Source organism: Nocardioides sp. cx-169 (assembly GCF_021083605.1).
Taxonomy (GTDB): domain Bacteria; phylum Actinomycetota; class Actinomycetes; order Propionibacteriales; family Nocardioidaceae; genus Nocardioides.
In genome coordinates this window covers 467,516-488,700 of sequence record NZ_JAJNRO010000002.1, presented here as the reverse complement: position 1 = coordinate 488,700, position 21,185 = coordinate 467,516, and the positions used below count along the sequence as shown (strand labels likewise).

Here is a 21,185-nt window from a genome sequence, read left to right as displayed (position 1 = left end):
GATGTGGGGCGTGGCTTATCAGTGGCAGAGACCAGCCCCTCAGGCATTTCGACCGTGGAGCCGTGGGATAGCCGTCGTCTTCGCTGTGTCTCTCTTCGTCCTGGTTCCCACGACCGCCCTGGATCCCGACAACCCGGCCCGTGATGTCGTCCCCATTGCGGCGGTACTCGTGTTGTTGGCCGCGTGGTTCACGCGACGCGACACTCTCGCGAGGGTGGACCTGGCCCTGCTCGCTGCCCTGCTTGTCTGCTGGGGGCTCTTCATCGATCCGGAGATCCGCGCTGAGGTGACCGGAATGGCGGTACGCATCGCTCTCCTGGTCGCCGTCGTCTTGGTCGCAGGAACTACTAATGCCAGCGAACGACTGCTCGTGGCCCGCAGCGTGGTCGTCCTTGCAATGGTGCAGTTGCTCATCGTGCCGGTTGAGCTCTTGCTATTACCCGAGCCCCTCTATGGGAGCCCAGCCGCAATTGGGTCCTTCGGCGAAGTGCTTCCAGAACTGGTCCCGGCGAACGCCCTTTTCGGTGACGCAATCTCTCGGGCACAGGGCACGCTCGGCCACCCCCTTCCCCTAGCGCTTCTGGCCTGGAGCGGGATGGTCCTGGTGCTGGTCAACGCCGTCAAGCGCCCGATCCATGAACGCGCTGTTGCCTTCGGTGTGCTCGCTGCAGTCCTGGTCTTCTCTGGGTCTAGGTCTGCCATCTTGGGCGCCTTCGCCGTCACGATCGTGGTCGTAGGCGCTCGGTGGCGTCAACGGAGGCCGAGCATCTCGCCATTCGCGTTCAAGACCGCCCTGGCCGCACTGGTATGTGCCGGTCTCGTCGTCATCGGGACAGCGCACTCTCAGGTCGCGGCACTGCTGGACTCCGGCTCATGGACGCACCGGGTCGGCGCATTCGGCAGCATCGAATCCCTCTTGAACAGGCCCTGGAGAGAGGTGCTCGTGGGTGGTGGCTTCGGATCCTCGAGCGACTACTACGAGCGAGGCATGCTGCAGACCGACGGCCTCCGAGCCGTGGACAACATGTACGTGTTGCTGCTGGCCGAAGCCGGCTTATTGGGGGTCGCCAGCGTCCTGCTCTTGTTCGCTTGGGCGCTCCTGCGTGGCGATCTGCTCAACCGGTCGTTGGTAGTCGTCGTGGCAGGCATGAGCATCGTGCTCGACACTCTCGCGTGGCAGAGCAGCATGATCGTGTTCGCCGTCGCTGTCGCGTTCGGCCAGCACAGCCGCACACTCACAGCCAAAGGCCCTATGGAGGCCAGTGGTCCAGCAGCTGATCTAGACCCGCGAAAGAGGGCGACCGTCAACGGGGGCGCCCTCGATGTTCCTGGTCTTCCGGCACGTAGCCCCGAAGCCCACTGAACACATGATCGACGCGAGCCCAGCAATCGAAGTCACCATTGCCGTCTGCCTCCCGACGAGGGGATGCTTCCGCGTCACTGCGCCCCGAAACGAGATGGGATGGGATGGGGACCGTAGGGTGGAGTAATCAGGCCGGCGTCAAGGACAACACCGGCCCCGAGCTTCGTCTTCATCTCGGTGACGCCGGCAGCATCAAGTCCAGGTGGGCCCGCCGGTGGCGATAGTCAGAACGCGCGGCTATTCAAGTTGCACGGTGGGTTCGAAAACTGCCGCGCATCAACTTGCTTCAACTCTCGTCGAGCGCGGATGGCGGCTGGCGGTGTCTACTGTCAAGCGGAGAAGCGCTGGAGGTCAGTTGTCGACCCCCATCGAGCAGTCCTCAAGCCCTTGCGTGTCGAGCAGGGCACTCCGCACCCTCAACTGCGGGTCCAGTGACAGCGCAGACGCTGCTGTCGGCCGGTGCGTCCGAGTGCGGCTGAGCTCGACCACTGCCCGACCGGCCCACCAGTGCAGTCCGACCCCACGCTCTCCTAGACTGCCCCCATGGTCTTCTGGGGGGGAGTGAGCGGTTGAGCCCCGACCCCACCGCCACACCGACGATCGGCGCGCTGTATCACAAGGGCCTGCGTACAGGTGGACCCGAAGCGATCCACCAGTTGGTGCGTGCACTGCGAGACCTCGGACATGACGCCGTCCTGGTGCCTCACCCAGACACCGCGCAGGCCTCTCCGGTGGCGGAGTTCGCGCACTACCAGTGCCCCGAGGTCCAGTTGGCTGACCTCGACACCGAGGCCGAGCTCATCTTTCCCGAGATATATGCCCAGCTCGCCTTGGAGCCGTCGTCGCGGCGTCACGCCATCTGGTGGTTGAGCATCGACAACTCCCCTGCCTTCGCCTCGGTCCGGGGATGGCTCGAGGGCAGGCACGGCGAGGTCTCGGCGGGCGGGCTGCCACGCGCCCTCGTCCGAGATGTCCGCGCCCGCCGACTTCGGCGTCGGCTGCGTGCTGACTCCCGGGTCCAGCACTACTTCCAATCGGAGTACGCGCGGCGAGTCATCGCCAACAGGGTCGGCGCTGGGGGGTCGATGCTGACCGACTACGTCGCGCAGGCTCCCGTACCCGCGCCGCCGGAACGCGCCTCCACCGTCGCGTACAACCCGCGCAAGGGCGGCCGGTTCGTAGCGAGGCTGGCCCGCCGGATGCCGGACGTGACCTTCGTGCCGCTGGAGAACATGACGCCCGTAGAGATGGCGACCACTCTCTCCGCGTCCACCATCTACCTCGATGCAGGTCACCACCCGGGGCGCGACCGGATTCCCCGCGAGGCGCGTCTCGCCGGATGCGTCATCATCGTCGCGCGCCGGGGCTCGGCGGCGAACGACACCGACGTGCCGCTTCCCCAGCAGTACAAGTTCTCCTACGGGCGTAAGACCGATGAGCTGAGGGTCCTCATTCGCGACTGCCTCAGCAGGCCCGCCGTCCACGCCGCCCGCCAAGACTCCTACACCTCGGTCATCCGTGCTCAGAGGGGCGCGTTTCAGGACGAGGTTCGCAAGGCCTTCGGCCCTTGAGTGCTGACTGAGCGGGTCACCCTGCTCGCCCGCTGCGGCCGAGCATCCCATCGCGCAGACCGGTGAGGATCGCTCGGACCTTCTCCCTGCGGTTCGATTCGACGGCCGCCGCCATCACGTCACCCACCACGGTGCGTCGGATGGTCAGAGCCGCCCAGCGCGGCTCGACTCGGCCGTATCGCCGCAGCAGTCGCACCCGGTTCCGGTTCATGTAGTAGCGCCGGGTCGGGTTGTGATGCGTCACGAGCGGCCTGAACGGCCCTATCCGACGAGCCGGTTGTTCGGCGCTGTCACCCAGTTGGTGCTCCAACCGCACACGGGGGTCGGCGAGCACCCGATAGCCTTGGCGCCTGAGCCGCAGACAGAAGTCCGTGTCAACACCATCGATGACAAGTGACTCGTCCATGAGGCCACACGCCTCAAGCACCTCGCGACGGACAGTCATCCCGCTCTGGAGCACCTCAGGCACCTCGATCAGGCCCGCCTCCCCGGAGACGCCGCCGTAGCTCAGGTGCGCCACGCTGCCAGGACCTACGGCCCCGATCTCCCCTTGATCATCCCCCTGGATGACATCGACGAGGTTCCGTACGTTCTCCGTGGTCATCTGGCTGTCCTGATCCAGCATCACCAGGTACTGGGCTCCATGAGCCAAGGCGTAGGAGAGCCCGATGTTCAGGGCAGAGGCGACACCGAGGTTGGTGGCTGATCGGAGAACAATCGCCGCCTCGAGCGCCGACCAGGCGAATGCCGCGCCGGACCCGTCGTCCACGACCACGACACGGAACTGGCTGCCGAGATGGGTCACTGATGCGACCAGACGCTCATCGGGGTTGTAGGCAGGGATGATGATCCAGACGTCCGATTCGACTCGCCCAGCGTGGGGTGCTGTCAGCTCGGCGGCTCGAAGCCCCCAGGTCTGGGCGCTGCCGTGAGCCTCCGGGCGCTCCACGGCCGCGGCGAGACGCCGTCGCTTCTCGATCATTCTCGGGCGTAGCCGCCTGGCGTTGCGTAGGCCGTCGAGGGAGTCTCGCTCTCGCAGATGAACCATCGCTGCGACTGCCACGTCCCGAGTCAGGCTGAGGACAAGGTTCCCTGGTCTGCCCACTGCGCCGGTCCGGTAGCGCAGCAAGAAGCGGTTCTGGACGCTCAGACGATTCACCAAGGCGCTCTTGCGGCTCACCCCAGGGGTGCCTCGATAGTGCATGCCGACCACGCGCGAGGTGACGTAGCTGCCCACTCCGACGCGGGTGGCCCGCAAACCCAGCTCGGCGTCCTCCCGGTAGGCGAAGAAGTCCTCGTCGAAGAACTCGCCCGACAGCTGGATGACACGCGACCAGGCTCGCCGCGGCACCAGGATCAGAGCCCCGGTCAGGGCACTCGTGCGGCTCGTGCCCTCCAGGCTGAGAGATGCCATGGGCCGTCCGTGAGCCACGTCGAGGTGGCGGGCGCTGGCCGTCCACTCGATGCCTGCGCTGTCGACGACCCGATCGGCAGGGGCCCCACGAATCTCCCCCCGGTCGCCGAACAGGATGACTCCCGACACCAGGTGCCTGTCATCGAGCTCCCTCGACGCGGCCCGAAGATCAGACAGTGCCGTCTCCGCCAGCTGCAGATCGGGATTGAGAACCAGAGCATGGGACGCTCCCGCTCGAAAGCTGCCCTCGATGAGTCGGTTCTGCCCCGCAGCGAATCCTGCGTTGTCTGAGGTGGTGTAGACCACCCGCTCACGCAGGCTGGCCGGGCAGTACCTCAGGACCTCGGCGCGAGAAGTCGTGGCTCCATTGTCATGAATTCTTACGACGCCTAGATTCTCTTGGTGCTCGAGGCCCGAAAAGGTCAGCGCGAGAAGTTCTAGGTGAGGCTGGTAGAGAACGAGACAGACGTCGATGCGCGTCCCAGTGGGGGCCGCACTCAGGGCCTCAGAAAGTTCGGCCCCTCGTTCACCAACGGCTTCGAAGCGATTGGCGCTCGCGGGATCCATCAAGGCCCGGCCCACTTCAGGACTGGGGAGCGCCATACCAGCCGTTCCACGCTAGGAATCCGGATCGGCCGGGCCTCTCCCGAGGGAAGGGTCGAGCACTCTTGGAGGGATAGGTGCTAGCGCGAGAGCCCCTGGAGAATTTCGGCCCATCGTTGATCGAGCACGCAAGCATCGAGTCGGCCTCTCCGAGCGTTTGCAGATTTCGGTGGCGACTGTATCTGATCGCTTGGTTGCGATGCGATTCGCCTCCGTTCTCCTCAAATCCCCTCACATGCCGATCTCACACGACCACCGGGGTGCGCATGCCTTCCTACACCGGTCGAGGTAGCCGAGCGGACCGGAATTCCTCGTCTGATCCTCGCAAACTCCGCTCCACGGAAAGCACCGAGACTCTCCAATCCGCTGACACTGGTAAGGGGAACGCGACGTGGTCCAGCGCCCGGGTCCGGAACGCGCCCGACCGACTCATCGAGCTGCTCACAGTTCCGGGAGACCTCGGACTTACTGATCCCCGAATGGGCGCCCAGCGCGACGACCAGGTCGTCCACGCTGCGCGTGGAGATGCCGTGGACGTAGGCCTCCATCACCACCGCGTACAGCGCCTGGTCGATGCGGCGGCGGGGCTCAAGAATGGAGGGGAAGTAGGAGCCCTTGCGGAGCTTGGGGATCCGGACTTCGATGTCGCCGGCCTTGGTGCCAGCAGTTTGGGGCGGGTGCCGTTGCGTTCGGTGACCCGGTCCTCGGTGCGCTCGTAAGGCTCTGCGCCGATCACGCCCGCGGCTTCGAACTCGACGAGCTCTTGGAGCACGGCGCGGATCGATTCGTGGATCATGTCGACGCCATCGCCGGTGCGGAACGCTTCGAGCAGCTCGGACTGGGCAGGCTGGGAAAGGCCATCGGTGGTTCTCCTTCAGTGCGTGACTTGGTCGTTTCACACCGAAGAGCCCGCCGATGGCCGCTCACTTCACGCCATCACGCCGGTCCTCAAAACCCACCACTCCACGGGACTCTCCCCGGTTATCGTCAGGGGCCATGCCCGCTTCAGCAGTCCCAGGCTGTGGCACAGACCGTCGTTCGGACTCTCCGCTCACCCTGAGGTCACCATGACGGGGCTCTCATCCACCGTCACCCGGCAGCCTTCCGGACAGCGGGTCACCGAGCCCGCCGCATCCGTCCAGCTCGCACCTGGGCCCCGCACCGTCATCTGGGTGGGCCGGCCGTTCGGCTTCCACCAGAAGGTCCTTGTCTGGCGACCCGCCCTGGCCGTGCACTTCCAGACTCCAGCGGTCGAGGCGCAGGGCCCCACGCGCGTGCCGTTGAGCCAGTCATGCACGAGCGAGAAGGCTCGACCAGCCAGCGTCGGCGTGGCGAAGTCGGGCGTGGTCAGCAACGTGTTGGCGATCGGTTGTAGGTCCCAGCGATACCAGTAGACCCGTTGCACGCCCAGGCTGGCATTGACGAGGAAGTTGCGCAGCACGAAGGCACGCTGCCGCTCCGGCGAGATCGGGGGCGGCGTGAGCCCACCGCCGAGCCCGAAGTTGATCTCGGTGTTCCAGACGGGGAGCTCGACCCCAGCCATCGCGAGGACGTCACGCGCCTGCTCCAACAGCTCGACCTGGGCTTCGGGAAGACCCTCCGCGAGTGGGTAGAGGTTCACCGCCACTGCGTCCACAGCGGACTCCAGGTCGATCCCCCGTGACTGCCAAGACCAGAACTCGGTGAAGTAGTCCTGCTGGCCCGAGAGCCGAAGGACAAAGGGCGGTGCCACCACCGTGGCGCGAGGCGCCACCTGACGGATCGACTGACTGGCCACCACCGTGAGCTCGGCCATCTGTCGGGGGGTGCCCGCCCAGTAGTTGACGACATTCGCCTCGTTCCACACCTGGTAGTCGATGCGGTCCCCATACCTCTTCGCCACCGCAGAGACATAGCGACGCCACGCACCCAGCTCCGGCATCGAGGCTGCGCCCGCTCCGTACGCCGACTCGACGCCTGGCCGGAGCGCATGGAACGGCGGGGTCTGCCCCAGCACGAGCAGCGGGCGGGCGCCGACGGACTCCGCGGCCACCACCGCCGTGTCGAGGCCACTCCAGGTGAACTGGCCCGGCCTCGTCTCCAACTCCCGCCAGCTCGTGCCGGAGTCCCAGAAACGAAGCGCGCCCACCGGCGCGTCTGGGGTCGAGCCCTGCGTCACGCGACCATCGTGCATCCCGAAGAAGGTGGGTCGCACGGGAGGAGATGGTGCGCGCTGATCCCTCGAGTCGTCTCCGGGCGTCGATGGAGACGCCGTCGGACTCGGGCTCTCCGGTGCGCCGCCTTCAGACCCTCCCCGCCCCTCCCCGCTTGTGCAGGCCGAGACAGCACAAGAGAAGAGGATGAGGAGGGTGAGGAGGCTGCGACGGGGTCCGCGACCCATGCGACGGGTGATCTTCACCCCGATCCCGCTGACGGTGGCTTCCTGGTCAGCGGCGGGAGGTCACCATGATGGGGGAGTAGCCGACCTTGACGACGTAGCTTCCCTTGCGCTTGGTGACCTTGCCACCCAGTTTGGTCCACTTCTTCGTGGTCTTGTTGGTAGTGAGCTTGACGGCCTTGCCGGAGGGCTTCCAGTAGATGCGGCGCACCTCGGTCCGGCTCTTGCGTGCCGTGCAGGTGTAGAGGCCCTTGAGCTTGCCGGTCTTCGCCTGCACACAGTTGCCGATCGTGGTGCCGAGCAACCAGCCGTGCACCTGGTCCCACGCGCGCCCCGCCGGTGTGAGTGTGGTGCGGTTGGCCTGGACGAGGTGGGTGTTGGCGATCTTGCCCTGAGCCCAGGCATACCAGTACATGCGGTGGATCTGGCCCGCCGCATTGAGCACGAGCGTGCGGGCAACGTAGGCGGCTTGCTTGGCGTTGGGGATCTTCTGGGCAGGTGGTCCGCCGCGAAGGCCGTAGTTGATCTCGGTGTTCCACAGCGGCTTGGCGCGCGCAGGCTTGGGGAGGGCACGCTTGGCGAACGCGAGCAGCTTCAACGAAGCCTCTGGCGCCTCGTGCGCCAACGGGTACAGCTGGACGGCGACGACATCCACGTAGCTGGCCATCCCCTTCCCACCCGAGGTGGCCCGCCAGTACTTCTTGAACCAGCTCTGCTGTCCCGACATCCTCAGCGGGAAGCTCGGCGCCACGACCGTGGCCCCACGGCCCGCGGCCGCCTTGACGGCCTGACTGGTGACGGCCGTCAACTGCGCCATCTGGGCCACCGACCCGGTCCAGTAGTTGATGACGTTGGGCTCGTTCCAGACCTGGTAGTCCACCGTGGTGCCGTAACGGGTCGCGGCAGCAGTGACGTACGCCCTCCATGCCGCGAGCCGCGGCATGCTGCTGGCGCCGTCCCCGTAGGCACCGGGCGCCATCGGGTTCTCGGCGTGGAACTGGGGGGTCTGGCCGAGCACGAGCAGAGGCCTGAGCTTGGCAGCCCGGGCCTTGGCGACCGCGGCGTCGAGGCCGGTCCAGTCGTACAGGCCCGGCAGGGTCTCGATCTGACGCCACGAGGTGCCAGAGTCCCATAGCCGAATGGAGCCGAGCTTGACCCTTGGGGTCGCCCCGGTGGCGATCTGGCTGTCATGCATGCCGAAGAACTCGGGACGTACCTTCTGTGCCTGCGAGGGCGAAGCGAACGCCACCAGCACGAGAGCAACCAACAGGCTGGGGATCACCGCCAGCCGCGTGAGAAGTCGGGTATTGCTAGTGGTCATCAGTTTTCCCCATGCGTTGTGTCCGGGCTAGAGCCTCTCGGGCATTGCCTCGGCAGGGTAACCCAGATCGTGGGGCGAAAGCATCGAAGTGGCAGCCGTGCGCTCCACGCGATGCTCCTCTTCAGAGAGGAGATCAGTGCGTGGCGTGTGCTTGTCTGCCCCTCACAGCGAACGCGGCCGCCAACAGGAGGACCAGGAGCTCGCTGAGGCCGATCCCGGCTGCTGCGCCGACCGACCCGTAGGACCGGGCCAGCAGGAAGACTGCAGGGACGCCGGCTGCTGCTCCGAATACGGTGCAGGCAAGGACCTGCGCCCGGGCTCCACCGGGCAGCAGGAAATGCAACGCCAGCGAGGTCGAGATGGCCACGCACGCAAAGGCAAGGCCATACCAGGCGGTGACCTTCCAGCTGGGCGAAAGGCTGGCGCCGAAGAGCACTCGACTTGCCAGCGGAGCACCAAGAGCCATCGCGCTGCCCCCCACGACCGCCAGCACAGCGTGTGAGCGAAGTGCGACCAGCCGCCGGCGCCGCGCCACAGGGGCGTCGACGTGGACGACCCACGCCTGGAAGGCGCTCGCCAGAGCCACCACGGACAACAGCCCGATCCGGTAGAACCTGTCCGCGGACGAGGCGACGGCCGTCGCATGGGTCGTGGTGGCGAGCCCCACGATGAAGATGGCGGCGGCAGAGTAGGCACCCCCCGCCGTCGTCGTCGCAACGTAGGGCAATTGGTGGCGTAGGCGACGGGCGAGAGTCTGCAGGTGGGCGCGCCCTGCATTGGCAGGCCGGACCACCCGTCTCGCAGACAGCAGCAAGGAAACGGCGGTGCTGGTCAACAGGGCTGCGGGGTACCAGAGCAGCGAGCCTCCGTTGGCGATGATCAGCACGGCCGCGGCGATCGACGCCATCTTGGGCAGCACGTCGTAGAGCACGATCAACCGAGGCTGCCCGAGCCCGATGGCTACCCAGTTCCAACTGAAGGCAGTGGCCGTCGTCGCGGTCGCGATCGACGCGACGAGGAGGGCGTGTCCGGCCGGAGCAGCCAATACGCTGGCGGCGAGGATCGGCCCGCTGGCGACGGCCATGACGAGGCTGCGCGACAGGAGACTGTCGTAGTAGGTCTCGCCCACCTGCGAACGGGTCCCGCTCGCCACCTCGACTGGTCCGTTCAGGGGCCAGCCGAAAGCGACGACGAGGGAGGCCAGCCCACCGAGTGACTGACCGATGGCGAGGCTTGCCCACCCGGTGGGATCGGTGGCCGCCGCGATGAAGGGCAGCGCCACGAACGGAGCAAGCAGCGACAGGAACGGCACCGTGGCGAACCCCAGGACACGTCCCAGGATCTGCTCGTCCCGGGGGGCCACCGTCTCGCTCAGGTCAACCTCACCGCGAGCTGCTCGTGCATCGCGTTGTACCCGAGGTACTCGAAGCCGCCGGCGTAGTGGTCGAGGAACTCGGCAAATGCCTTGTGCTCGTGCTGCTGCCAGCGCGGGTAGTTGAAGTACTCGTCGAAGAGAATCACCGTGCCCGGCACGAAGCGGTCGAACGCACAGTCGAAGATGGTCTTGGTCGAGCTGTAGAGGTCGGCATCCATGTGAACGAAGTCGATCGGTCCCGGGTGCGTCTCCAGGAAGACCGGAAGCGTGTCCGCGAACCAGCCCACGTGGAGCTCGGCGCCGTTGACATCCGGGGGATCTTGAGCAAACCGGCCGGCCTCATAGCCGGAGCGCCAATCCTCGGGCAGCCCTTCGAACGAGTCGAACCCGTGCGCATCGGGGCGGGTCGTCGCGATCTCTCGCAGCGTCAATCCTGAGGCAACCCCGAACTCCAGCACCAGACCCCCGCTCGGTGCCGATGCGAGGGCGTCACGGAGCAACTGCAGCTTCGACTCCAGAGGAGTCGAGCCCCGGTATCCCCGGACGTCCAGCAGGTTGGCCTCGATGAAGTCAACAGATGTGGCGCGCGCACGCGCCTGCTGCTCCGCGTCGAGATCCTTGCTAGCGTCGGCCTGCATCTGGGTCAGCATCCTGCGGGCGCCAGAGCGAATGGGTTCGAGCATGCGGGGATCCTAGGCCACGCCCGGGTCAGGGGTGGCCCTGACCGCCGTCGTTGGCGCCGACTTCGTCGAAGGTGGTGCCCGAGGCGACGCATTCCCCTGTCGCGATGGCGTCGGTGCTGCTCCCTACGATGGACAGCATGACGACCCCCGCCATCGGTGCCCACGTCGACCAGACCGACCCCGTGGCCGAGGCGAGGGCGCGCAACGCGCCGCTGGTGCAGTTCTTCCTCGGCGACCCGCAGAGCTACGGCGGCCCCGAGATCGCCTACGCCGCCGGCGCGGAGGCGCTCAAGGCCGAGGCCGAGGCGGCGGGCATCGACCTGTACGTCCACGCGCCGTACCTGATCAACGTCGCGACGACGAACAACCGGATCCGGATCCCCAGCCGCAAGCTGCTCCAGCAGCACGTCGACGCGGCCGCCTCCATCGGCGCCAAGGGCGTGATCGTGCACGGGGGGCACGTCAACAAGTCCGACGACCCCGAGAAGGGGTTCGACAACTGGCGCAAGGCGATCGAGGCGATCGACCTGAAGGTGCCGCTCCTCATCGAGAACACCGCGGGGGGTGACAACGCGATGGCGCGCTACCTGGACCGGATCGGCCGGGTCTGGGAGGCGATCTCCGGCGCGGAGGGCTTCGAGCAGGTCGGCTTCTGCCTCGACACCTGCCACGCCCACGCCGGCGGCAACCCGCTGGAGACCGTCGTCGAGGACGTCCTGCGGATCACCGGGCGGATCGACCTGGTGCACTGCAACGACAGCCGCGACGACTTCGACACCGGGGCCGACCGGCACACCAACTTCGGCGCCGGGCGGATCGACCCGGAGCTGCTCGCCTCGGTGGTGCGCGACGCCGGCGCGCCGGTGGTCTGCGAGACACCGGGCGGGGCGTCTGAGCACGTCGCCGACTTCGAGTGGCTGCGCGCCCGGCTGTAGCCTCGACGAGTGCTGAGCGTCCGCGAGATCTCCGAGCAGGACCACCGCGCCTTCCTCGACTCCCGGGACTCCGCGAGCTTCCTGCAGACCCCCGCCTGGGGCCGGGTCAAGGGCGAGTGGCGGCGCGAGTCCCTCGGTTGGTACGACGGCACCGAGCTCGTCGGCGCCGCGCTGGTGCTCTACCGCCAGCTGCCCAAGATCAGGCGCTACCTCGCCTACCTGCCCGAGGGCCCGGTCATCGACTGGGAGACCGAGCAGCTCGGCGAGTGGCTGGCCCCGCTGACCAGGCACCTCAAGGGCAAGGGCGCCTTCGGCGTTCGCATGGGTCCGCCGGTGGTCACCCGCCGCTGGACCGCGGCCCAGGTGAAGGAGGGCATCGCCGATCCCGACGTACGCCGCCTCGACGACCTCGCGCCCACCGAGCGCGACGCCGTGGGCGCGCGAGTCGTGTGTCAGCTCGACGAGCTCGGCTGGCGCCGGCAGACGGCCGAGGGCGGCTTCGCCGCGGGCCAGCCGCAGTACGTCTTCCAGGTGCCGCTCGCCGGCCGCTCGGAGGAGGACGTGCTCAAGGGCATGAACCAGCTGTGGCGGCGCAACATCAAGAAGGCCGCCAAGATGGGCGTCGAGGTCGTCTCGTCGAGCTCCCCCGAGGACCTCAAGGCCTTCCACGACCTCTACGTCCACACGGCCCGGCGCGACCACTTCACGCCCCGACCGCTGTCGTACTTCCAGACGATGGTCGACGCCCTCGGCTCCGAGAGCCCGGACCGGATCCGGCTGTGGTTCGCGCGGCACGAGGGCGACCTGGTCGCCGCGACGATCGGGATCCGGGTCGGCACGCACGCCTGGTACTCCTACGGCGCCTCGTCCACCGAGAAGCGCGAGGTGCGCGGGTCCAACGCCGTGCAGTGGGCGATGATCCAGGACGCGATCGCCGCCGGCGCCACCGTATACGACCTTCGCGGCATCACCGACACCCTCGACCCGGACGACTCCCACGTCGGGCTGATCCAGTTCAAGGTCGGCACCGGCGGCGAGGCTGTCGAGTACGCCGGCGAGTGGGACCTGCCGCTCAACCGCCCGCTCTACAAGGCGTTCGACGTCTACATGAGGCGGCGCTGATGGCCGCGGCCCGTGCGGTCCGCCGGCCGGGGTTCTGGGCGCTTCCCTGCGCTTCTGGGCCGTTTTTCTGGCCCATAAGCGCAGGGTTATCAGCATCTGCTGATAACCCTGCCACCCCCAGGACCACCCCATGAGCCTCACGCTGACAGTGGACGGCGACCGTTGGCGCGCCCACCTGCGGAAGGTGGCGGGCGAGCACCCGGGGCTGGTGCCGGTGGCGAAGGGCAACGGGTACGGATTCACGCTGGGGCGGCTGGCGCGCAAGGCGCAGTGGCTCGGCGTCGACACGCTGGCGATCGGCACCTACGACGAGATCGGCCACGTCGCGCAGCGCTTCGACGGCAGCCTGCTCGTGCTGACCCCGTGGCGGCCGTTCGGCGCGGCGCTGGACCTCGACCCCGCCGAGGACCCGGCCCTCGCGCGGCGACTGATCCACACCGTCGGCCGGGTCGAGGACCTGCACGCACTGCTGACCCGCCAACCCGACGCGCGCTTCGTCCTCGAGCGGATGACCTCGATGCAGCGCCACGGCCTCAGCGCCCGTGGGCTCTGGGCCGCCGCCCGGGCCCTCGCCGAGCACCCCCGCGCCCGGCTCGAGGGCATCGCGCTGCACCTCCCGCTCGCGCAGGGCTCACACCTCTCCGAGGTCACCCGGCTCATGAACGACGTCGTGGCCGCGGGCCTCGACACCACCACGGTGTGGGTCAGCCACCTGACCGACGACGAGCTGACCGCGCTGCGAGCCCGGTACGCCGACTACACGATCCGCCCCCGCATCGGCACCTCCCTGTGGCTCGGCGACCGCGACGCGCTGCGGGTGACGGCCACCGTGCTGGACGTCCACGACCTCGAGCGCGGCGACGCGTTCGGCTACCGCGCCCGCACCGCGCCCAAGAGCGGGCACCTGCTGGTCGTCAGCGGCGGTACGGCGCACGGCATCGGCCTGGAGGCGCCCACGGGCGAGTCCTCGATCAAGGCACGGGCGGCCACGCTGGCGCGCGGCGGCCTCGACGCGGTCGGCTTCGTCCGCTCGCCGTTCTCCATCGACGGCAAGCAGCGGCTCTTCGCCGAGCCGCCGCACATGCAGGCCTCGATGCTTTTCCTGCCCTCGGGCGCCCACGTGCCCCAGGTGGGCGACCTGGTCGACGTCCGGGTCCGCTACACCGCGACGGCGTTCGACCGCGTCGTCATCACCTGAGGCTCGCGCGCCACCGGGTCGTGCTCGGGCCGCCAGATGTCGCGCACCACGATCGCGACCAGGTAGAGCTCGCAGAGCATCCGCACCACGATCGCCACCCAGTAGAAGCCGGCGTCCCCGCCGCCAGCGGGCTCGAGGTAGCCGCCGAGGTACCACCACACCGCCGCGAAGTAGAAGACCTCGCCCGCCTGCCAGACGAGCTGGTCACGCCAGCGCGGCCGGGCCAGCACCGCCAGCGGCAGCAGCCACAGCACGTACTGCGGGGAGTAGACCTTGTTGACGAGCAGGAACCCCGCGACGATCAGGAAGCCCAGCTGGGTGAAGCGCGGCGTCTGCGGCGCGAGCATCCCGAGGGCGAAGACGCCGCCGCACCACAGCGCGAACAGCACCCACGACCAGGCGTTGATGGTCGACGCGCTGATCGCCAGGTCGCCGGCCTGGTCGATGACCAGCCAGATCGATCCCAGGTCGGCGGTGCGGTCGGAGTTGAACGACCAGAAGACCTTCCACTCCGTCGGGCTCGCCAGGTACGCCGGCGCGTTGACCAGTAGCCAGGTCGCCAGACCCGCGAAGACCACCGCACCCAGCTGGTCCAGGCGGCGCCGGCGCAGGCAGATCACCAGGATCGCGCCCAGCAGGAACAGCGGGAACAGCTTGACCGCCGTGCCGAGCCCGATCAGGACGCCGGTGAGCACCGGCCGGTCGCGGGCCCAGGCCCACAGGGCGCCGGCGACCGTGGCGACGGCGAGCAGGTCCCAGTTGACCAGGCCGGTCAGGACCAGGGCCGGGGAGAGCGCGAAGATCGCGGCGTCCCACGGCCGTCGCGGGTTGACCTTGGCCAGCAGCCAGGCGCTCAGGATGGTCAGCGCGGCCAGGCCCAGCGCGTTGACGACGACGTAGAGCCGGGTCTCGCGCTGGATCTCGGGGTCGGCCTGCAGGTCGCCGACCGACCGGGAGTAGCGCTCCTCAAGGTCCGGTGACCCGTTGAGCCAGTGGGTGACGCGCGAGGTCGCCCACGCCCAGTAGGAGATGCCGACCGGGTACTCCATCGAGTCGTAGCGCCCGCGTGTCTCCTCGTCGTCGGTGTAGGGGTAGGTGTGCTCGGCGAAGCCGCGCAGGGTGTAGAGGAACGGCAGGTCGGAGTAGCACATCGCGGAGTAGCGAGCATCGCCCTCCATCCAGGTCCCCTCGACGCACGGCGCCTTCTGGACCAGCCCCAGCGCGAAGCCGAGCGCGGCCAGGAGCACCACCACCCGCAGCGGGGTCCACCAGCGGCTCGCGCCGATGCGCTCGCCCGCGGGGCCGCCGACGCTCTCGCTGAGCGCCGCAGCGACCTCGTCGTCCTGGGTCGGGTGGACGTGACCGCTCACGCGGTCACCAGACGGAGTACGACTCGCGAGGCGGACCACCCAAGGAGTCCCGCGCGGGCGTCGGCGTGGGCGTCGGAACCGGCGTCGGCGTCGGGGTGGGCGTCGGCGTCGGCGTCGGGGTCGGGGTCGGCGTCGGCGTCGGGGTGGGCGTCGGCGTCGGGGTCGGCGTCGGCGTCGGCGTCGGGGTGGGCGTCGGCGTCGGCTTGGGCTTCTTGGTGGGCTTCTTCGTCGGCTTGGGCGGCGGCGGCGGCGCCGGCTCGTGACCGTCGCTCGGCGCCTCGCCGTCGACGTACACCGGGTCGGCGAGGTCGAGGACCTCGGTGCCCTCGAGCGCGCGCTGCATCACCGAGGTCCAGGTCGCGGTCGGGTAGTCGCCGCCGTAGAAGCTGGGCAGCCAGCCGTCGAGCGGCTCGGCGCCCTTGCCCCGCACGTAGACGACCGACGTGGCCAGCTGCGGCGTGAAGCCGGTGAACCACGACGAGACGACATCGCCCTTGTCGTTGGTCGACGTGCCCGTCTTGCCGGCCGCCGGCCGCTCGAGGGCACCGGCGTCGGAGCCGGTTCCGGTCTCGACCACCTGCTCCAGCGCATAGGAGACGTCGGCGGCGATGTCCTCGTCGAGGACCCGCTTGGCCTTGTTCTGGTGCCGGTGCAGGACCTCGCCGTCCTTGGACTCGACGCGCTCGATGACGTACGGCGTGGCCGCCTCGCCGCCGTTGGCGATGGTCGCGTAGGCGTTGGCCATGTTGATCGGGCTGACCGTCGCGCTGCCGAGGGCCACGCCGACGTTGGGCTCGAGGCCCGGCGTCGAGGCGGGGATGCCCGCGGGTCGCTTGCCGCGCGGCTTCGCCGGCGGGATGCCGAGTGCGTTGGCCATCTCGATCACCTTGTCCGGTCCGTCGGGGATGGAGTCGGTGAGGTCGACGAACGCGGTGTTGATCGAGTCCTCGGTCGCCTTGAGCAGGCTCACCTGACCGAAGTCCTCGTCGCCCTGGTTCTCGAACTCGGTGTCGCCGATCTCGATCGGGCTGTTGCCCTCGAAGGTGTCCTTGAGCGAGAAGCCGGCCTTGATGCCCGCCGCCAGGGCGAACGGCTTGAGGATCGAGCCGGCCTGACCGCCGGAGACCGCCCAGTTGAGCTGCGACTGCAGGTAGTCCTGCCCGCCGTAGAAGCCGCGCACCGCGCCGGTGCCGGGCTCGACGCTGGCGACGCCGACGTGCAGCTGCTTGTCCTTGAAGCCCTCGGGTCGCGCCTCGATGACGCCCTGCTTGGCGGCGTCCATGGCCTTCTGGGTGAACGTCGTGGTGATCCGCAGGCCCTTGCCGTCGATGTCCTCGTCGTCGAAGCCGAGCTTGTTCAGCTCCTTGCGCACCAGGGTGAGCATGTGGCCCTTCTGGTCGCCGTAGGCGCTGCGGGCCTCGATCTTGGGGAACTTCGGCAGCGCCTCACGCGCCTTCTCGACCGGCTCGGCGTACTTGTCGTCCATCTCCGCCATGCCGTCGAGCACGAACTGGAAACGGCCCTTGAGCGCCTCGCGCGCGTCCTTGCCGTTGGCGGGGTCCAAGCGCGTCGGGTTGTTGAGCACGCTCGCGAGCACGGCGGACTGGCGCAGGTTGAGGTCCTTGGCCGGCTTGTCGAAGTAGGCACGCGCCGCCGCCTGCACGCCGTACGCGCCGCGACCGAAGTAGATGGTGTTGAGGTAGCCGGCGAGGATCTCGGTCTTGCTCATCTGGTTGCGGATCTTCAGCGAGAGGATCGCCTCCTTCGCCTTGCGCGTCAGGGAGCGCTCCTGCGTCAGGTAGAGGATCTTCACGTACTGCTGGGTGATCGTCGACGCCCCCTGGGTGGCATTGCCCGAGGCGTTGCTGAACGCCGCGCGCACGATGCCCTTGGGGTCGATGCCGCGGTCGGTCCAGAAGGTGCGGTTCTCCGCGGCGATGACCGCGTCCTCGAGCTGGTCGGGGATCTCGTCGATCGGGATCGACTCGCGGTCCTGGACCGCGAAGCTGCCGAGCTGCTCCTTGCCGCCGTCGAAGTAGACGTAGGAGGTCTCGGTCTGGAAGTCCTCGTTGGGGTCCGGGATGTCGATGGTGTTGTAGAGGAACACGAAGCCGCCGGCGGCGACGAGCGAGCCGACGAGCCCGGTGACCAGCAGCCAGGTGCCGGCCTTCTTGGCCTTCTGCTTGCGAGTCAGGGAAGGCTTGCTCCCCTTCGAGCCCTTGCCCTTGCCCTTGGTCGCCGGGACCTTGGTCACGGGCGCTCCGGCGGCCCTGCGCTTGCCACTCAAGATGTCGTTGCTCCGTGGGTCGGGGACGTTCGTGTATCACCCGCCGCACGTGGTACGGCGGACGACGACGTCCCAGAGTACGCACGACGCGCCCGCTCACCCCAGTCTGTGGGCGGGGACACGCGCGCGTCACAAGATGGATATGTCTCCGATTCGTAATCCGTGGATATATCGCTACGATAGGTCTCGTGGCACGTCGCGGAGAGACCATCGAGCTTGCAGTCCTCGGACTGCTGCACGAGGGACCCATGCACGGCTACGAGCTGCGCAAGCGCCTCAACCTCATGCTCGGCTGGAGCCGGGTGCTCAGTTACGGCTCGCTCTACCCGGCACTGAAGAAGATGCTGCGGGGCGCGCTCATCGAGGAGCACACGACCTCCCCGGTCCCGGGCGTCCCGGTCACCCGGCGTCCTCGCATCGTCTACCGCGTCACCGAGGCCGGCACCCGCGAGTTCCAGCGGCTGATGTCCGAGGTGGGACCGACGGCGTGGGAGGACGACAACTTCGACATCCGGTTCGCGTTCTTCGGCAGCACCGACATGGAGATCCGCCTGCGGGTCCTCGAAGGTCGGCGCACGCGGCTGCAGGAGCGGCTCGACCGCGTGCAGTCGCAGCTGTCGTTGACGCAGGCGGAGGTCGACCGGTACGCCGCCGAGCTCCAGCGCCATGGCGTCGAGTCGGTCGAGCGTGAGGTCCGGTGGCTCTCGGACCTGATCAACGCCGAGCGCAGCCTCGACCAGATCGAGCTGCAGCGCCCCTCCACCGAGCAGCCCCAGCAATAGCCCAGCAGTTCGCACGACCGCACGATCTCCAGAGAAGTCACACCACGAAGGGAAGCCCCCATGGGTTCGGTACGAGTAGCAATCGTCGGCGTGGGCAACTGCGCCACGTCACTGATCCAGGGCGTCGAGTACTACCGCAACGCCGACCCCGACGGCACGGTCCCCGGGCTGATGCACGTGATGTTCGGCGACTACCACGTCAAGGACGTGGAGTTCGTTGCGGCCTTCGACGTCGACGCCAAGAAGGTCGGGTTCGACCTGTCCGAGGCCACCCAGGCCTCCGAGAACAACACGATCAAGATCGCCGACGTCCCGCCGCTCGGCGTACCCGTCCAGAAGGGCCCGACCCTCGACGGCCTCGGCAAGTACTACCGCGAGACCATCGAGGAGTCCGACGCCGACTCCGTCGACGTGGTCCAGGTCCTCAAGGACACCGGCGCGGACGTCATGGTGTCCTACCTGCCGGTGGGCTCCGAGGAGGCCGACAAGTTCTACGCGCAGTGCGCGATCGACGCGGGCGTCGCCTTCGTCAACGCCCTGCCCGTCTTCATCGCCTCCGACCCGGTCTGGGCCAAGAAGTTCGAGGACGCCGGCGTCCCGATCGTGGGTGACGACATCAAGTCCCAGGTCGGCGCGACCATCACCCACCGGGTGATGGCCAAGCTGTTCGAGGACCGCGGCGTGGCGCTGGACCGCACCTACCAGCTCAACGTCGGCGGCAACATGGACTTCAAGAACATGCTGGAGCGCGACCGCCTCGAGTCCAAGAAGGTCTCCAAGACCCAGGCCGTCACGTCCAACCTCGAGGGCTCGCTCTCGGGCAAGATCCACGACCGCAACGTCCACATCGGCCCCTCGGACTACGTCCAGTGGCTCGATGACCGCAAGTGGGCCTACGTCCGCCTCGAGGGCCGCGCGTTCGGCGACGTGCCCCTCAACCTCGAGTACAAGCTCGAGGTCTGGGACTCCCCCAACTCCGCCGGCATCATCATCGACGCGATCCGCGCCGCGAAGATCGCCAAGGACCGCGGCATCGGTGGCCCGATCATCTCGGCGTCGTCGTACCTCATGAAGTCCCCGCCGGTCCAGCTCAACGACGACGAGGGCCGCCGCCGCGTCGAGGCCTTCATCAAGGGCGAAGAGTGAGCCTGAGGCTCGAACGCGCACTCGTCTCGCCCGCAGGTTGAGCAAGCCCCGCGGCTGAGGAACGCAGCCGCGACGGGCGCGTCGAAACCCCGTGAGCCGAACGCGCACCGCAACACCCCGCACCTCCCGCTGACCCGTCAGAGACTTGCTGACGGGTCAGCGGCATTTCCGAGCAGTTGGTGACGGCTCAGCGGGAGGCCCACCAGGCGAGGAGAGCCTCGCGGGCCTCGTCCTCGGTCATGGGGCCGCGGTCCATGCGCAGCTCGAGCAGGTGGTGGTAGGCCTGGCCGACCTCGCGCCCGGGCGGGATCTGCAGGATCTCCATGATCTGGTTGCCGTCGAGGTCGGGGCGCAGCGCGCTGAGCTCCTCCTCCTCCGAGAGCCGGGCGATGCGCTCCTCCAGGCTGTCGTAGGTACGACGCAGCCGGTCGGCCTTGCGCTGGTTGCGCGTGGTGCAGTCCGCGCGGGTCAGCACGTGCAGCCGCTCGAGCTGGTCGCCGGCGTCACGGACGTAGCGGCGTACGGCGGAGTCCGTCCACTCGCCGCTGCCGTAGCCGTGGAAGCGCAGGTGCAGCTCGACCAGCTTGGAGACCGCGTCGATCTCGTCGTTGCTGAACTTCAGCGCCCGCATCCGCTTGCGGGTGATCTTGGCGCCGACCACGTCGTGGTGGTGGAAGGTGACCGTGCCGTCGTCGACGAAGCGGCGGGTGCGCGGCTTGCCGACGTCGTGCATCAGCGCCGCGAACCGCGACACGAAGTCCGGCTCGCCGCCGAGACGGTCCTCGAGGTCGATCGCCTGCTCGAGCACCGTGAGCGTGTGCTCGTAGACGTCCTTGTGTCGGTGGTGCTCGTCGCGCTCCAGGGCGAGCGCCGGCAGCTCGGGCAGCACCCGCTCGGCGAGGCCGGTCTCGACCAGCAGGGTCAGCCCGAGGCGGGGGTACGGCGCACAGATCAGCTTGACCAGCTCGTCGCGGACCCGCTCGGCGGAGATGATCTCGATCCGCTCGGCCATCGCGGTCATGGCCGCGACCACGCCCGGGTCCACGGTGAAGCCCAGCTGCGCGGCGAACCGCGCCGCCCGCATCATCCGCAGCGGGTCGTCGGAGAAGGAGTCCTCGGGACGCCCCGGTGTGCGCAGCACCCGGTGGGCCAGGTCGACCACGCCGCCGTACGGGTCCTCGAGCACCCGTCCGGGCACCAGCACCGCCATCGCGTTGACCGTGAAGTCGCGCCGGCCCAGGTCGCCGTCGAGGGTGTCGCCGAAGTCGACCGAGGGCTTGCGGGAGGTGGGGTCGTAGACCTCGGAGCGGTACGTCGTCACCTCGACGACCCACTCGTCCTTGCGGCAGCCGATGGTGCCGAACGCCCGGCCCATGTCCCACAACGCGTCGCCCCAGCCCTTGAGCAGGCGCTCGGTCTCCTCCGGACGCGCGGAGGTCGCGAAGTCGAGGTCGTTGTGGCGCCGCCCGAGCATCGCGTCACGCACCGGGCCGCCGACCAGGGCCAGCTCGTGGCCTGCGGCGTTGAAGATCCGGCCGAGGTCGTCGATGACCGGCGAGATCCGGTCCAGCTCGTCGGCGACGGCGCGCTGGACGTCGGCCAGACGCAGGGTCGGGGGCGGGGCTTCGGGCACGACCG

Annotated in this window: 15 protein-coding genes and 1 pseudogene; 7 read left to right on the top strand and 9 right to left on the bottom strand. The window is 68.4% G+C overall.

Going from position 1 to position 21,185, the window contains the following annotated elements:
- Nucleotides 1–10 precede the first annotated feature (10 nt).
- Together LRP67_RS03540 and LRP67_RS03535 are read left to right on the top strand one after the other, a co-directional pair.
- A complete protein-coding gene (locus tag LRP67_RS03540; RefSeq protein ID WP_231268802.1) occupies nucleotides 11–1,363 on the top strand; it encodes an O-antigen ligase family protein in 1,353 nt (450 codons plus the stop codon).
- Between the two features lie 569 nt (nucleotides 1,364–1,932).
- Nucleotides 1,933–2,934 carry a hypothetical protein gene (locus LRP67_RS03535; protein WP_231268801.1) on the top strand — a complete coding sequence of 334 codons (1,002 nt, stop codon included), beginning with the start codon at nucleotides 1,933–1,935 and terminating at the stop codon, nucleotides 2,932–2,934.
- Nucleotides 2,935–2,950: 16 nt separating this feature from the next.
- Here LRP67_RS03535 and LRP67_RS03530 read toward each other — a convergent pair whose 3' ends face one another.
- The 6 genes and pseudogenes from LRP67_RS03530 to LRP67_RS03505 all read right to left on the bottom strand — a co-directional run bounded on the left by LRP67_RS03530 (nucleotide 2,951) and on the right by LRP67_RS03505 (nucleotide 10,707).
- Nucleotides 2,951–4,951 (bottom strand): glycosyltransferase, encoded by a 2,001-nt coding sequence (locus tag LRP67_RS03530; protein ID WP_231268800.1) that lies wholly within the window; start codon nucleotides 4,949–4,951, stop codon nucleotides 2,951–2,953.
- 379 nt (nucleotides 4,952–5,330) lie between these two features.
- Nucleotides 5,331–5,783, bottom strand: a pseudogene (locus LRP67_RS03525) (transposase); the annotation flags it as partial.
- A gap of 219 nt (nucleotides 5,784–6,002) precedes the next feature.
- Complete coding sequence (locus LRP67_RS03520; RefSeq protein ID WP_231268799.1) at nucleotides 6,003–7,145, bottom strand: hypothetical protein; 1,143 nt, start codon at nucleotides 7,143–7,145, stop codon at nucleotides 6,003–6,005.
- A gap of 232 nt (nucleotides 7,146–7,377) precedes the next feature.
- Entirely contained in the window at nucleotides 7,378–8,610 is a 1,233-nt protein-coding gene (locus tag LRP67_RS03515; protein WP_231268798.1) for a hypothetical protein, read from the bottom strand.
- Nucleotides 8,611–8,782: 172 nt separating this feature from the next.
- Nucleotides 8,783–9,961: a hypothetical protein gene (locus LRP67_RS03510; RefSeq protein WP_231268797.1), complete on the bottom strand. Its 1,179-nt coding sequence runs from the start codon at nucleotides 9,959–9,961 to the stop codon at nucleotides 8,783–8,785.
- 59 nt (nucleotides 9,962–10,020) lie between these two features.
- Complete coding sequence (locus LRP67_RS03505) at nucleotides 10,021–10,707, bottom strand: class I SAM-dependent methyltransferase (protein ID WP_231268796.1); 687 nt, start codon at nucleotides 10,705–10,707, stop codon at nucleotides 10,021–10,023.
- A gap of 137 nt (nucleotides 10,708–10,844) precedes the next feature.
- On the opposite strand from LRP67_RS03505, the gene LRP67_RS03500 reads away from it, so the two are divergent.
- The 3 genes from LRP67_RS03500 (at nucleotide 10,845) to LRP67_RS03490 (ending at nucleotide 13,962) form a co-directional block, all read left to right on the top strand.
- Nucleotides 10,845–11,642 carry a deoxyribonuclease IV gene (locus LRP67_RS03500; protein WP_231268795.1) on the top strand — a complete coding sequence of 266 codons (798 nt, stop codon included), beginning with the start codon at nucleotides 10,845–10,847 and terminating at the stop codon, nucleotides 11,640–11,642.
- A gap of 12 nt (nucleotides 11,643–11,654) precedes the next feature.
- A complete protein-coding gene (locus LRP67_RS03495; protein WP_231268999.1) occupies nucleotides 11,655–12,764 on the top strand; it encodes a peptidoglycan bridge formation glycyltransferase FemA/FemB family protein in 1,110 nt (369 codons plus the stop codon).
- 130 nt (nucleotides 12,765–12,894) lie between these two features.
- Nucleotides 12,895–13,962, top strand: a complete 1,068-nt coding sequence (locus LRP67_RS03490) for an alanine racemase (RefSeq protein WP_231268794.1) — start codon at nucleotides 12,895–12,897, stop codon at nucleotides 13,960–13,962.
- Here the strand turns inward: LRP67_RS03490 and LRP67_RS03485 are convergent.
- Nucleotides 13,923–15,332: a glycosyltransferase family 87 protein gene (locus LRP67_RS03485; RefSeq protein ID WP_231268793.1), complete on the bottom strand. Its 1,410-nt coding sequence runs from the start codon at nucleotides 15,330–15,332 to the stop codon at nucleotides 13,923–13,925. The genes LRP67_RS03490 and LRP67_RS03485 overlap by 40 nt on opposite strands.
- A 4-nt stretch (nucleotides 15,333–15,336) precedes the next feature.
- Nucleotides 15,337–17,586, bottom strand: a complete 2,250-nt coding sequence (locus tag LRP67_RS03480) for a transglycosylase domain-containing protein (protein ID WP_231268792.1) — start codon at nucleotides 17,584–17,586, stop codon at nucleotides 15,337–15,339.
- Nucleotides 17,587–17,807: 221 nt separating this feature from the next.
- Here LRP67_RS03480 and LRP67_RS03475 point away from each other — a divergent pair, with 221 nt between their 5' ends.
- Together LRP67_RS03475 and LRP67_RS03470 are read left to right on the top strand one after the other, a co-directional pair.
- On the top strand, nucleotides 17,808–18,401 hold the full coding sequence (locus LRP67_RS03475) for a helix-turn-helix transcriptional regulator (RefSeq protein ID WP_231268791.1): 594 nt from the start codon (nucleotides 17,808–17,810) through the stop codon (nucleotides 18,399–18,401).
- Nucleotides 18,402–18,461: 60 nt separating this feature from the next.
- Entirely contained in the window at nucleotides 18,462–19,547 is a 1,086-nt protein-coding gene (locus LRP67_RS03470) for an inositol-3-phosphate synthase (RefSeq protein ID WP_231268790.1), read from the top strand.
- 187 nt (nucleotides 19,548–19,734) lie between these two features.
- Here LRP67_RS03470 and LRP67_RS03465 read toward each other — a convergent pair whose 3' ends face one another.
- On the bottom strand, nucleotides 19,735–21,150 hold the full coding sequence (locus tag LRP67_RS03465) for a CCA tRNA nucleotidyltransferase (RefSeq protein WP_374107391.1): 1,416 nt from the start codon (nucleotides 21,148–21,150) through the stop codon (nucleotides 19,735–19,737).
- Between the last annotated feature and the right edge of the window lie 35 nt (nucleotides 21,151–21,185).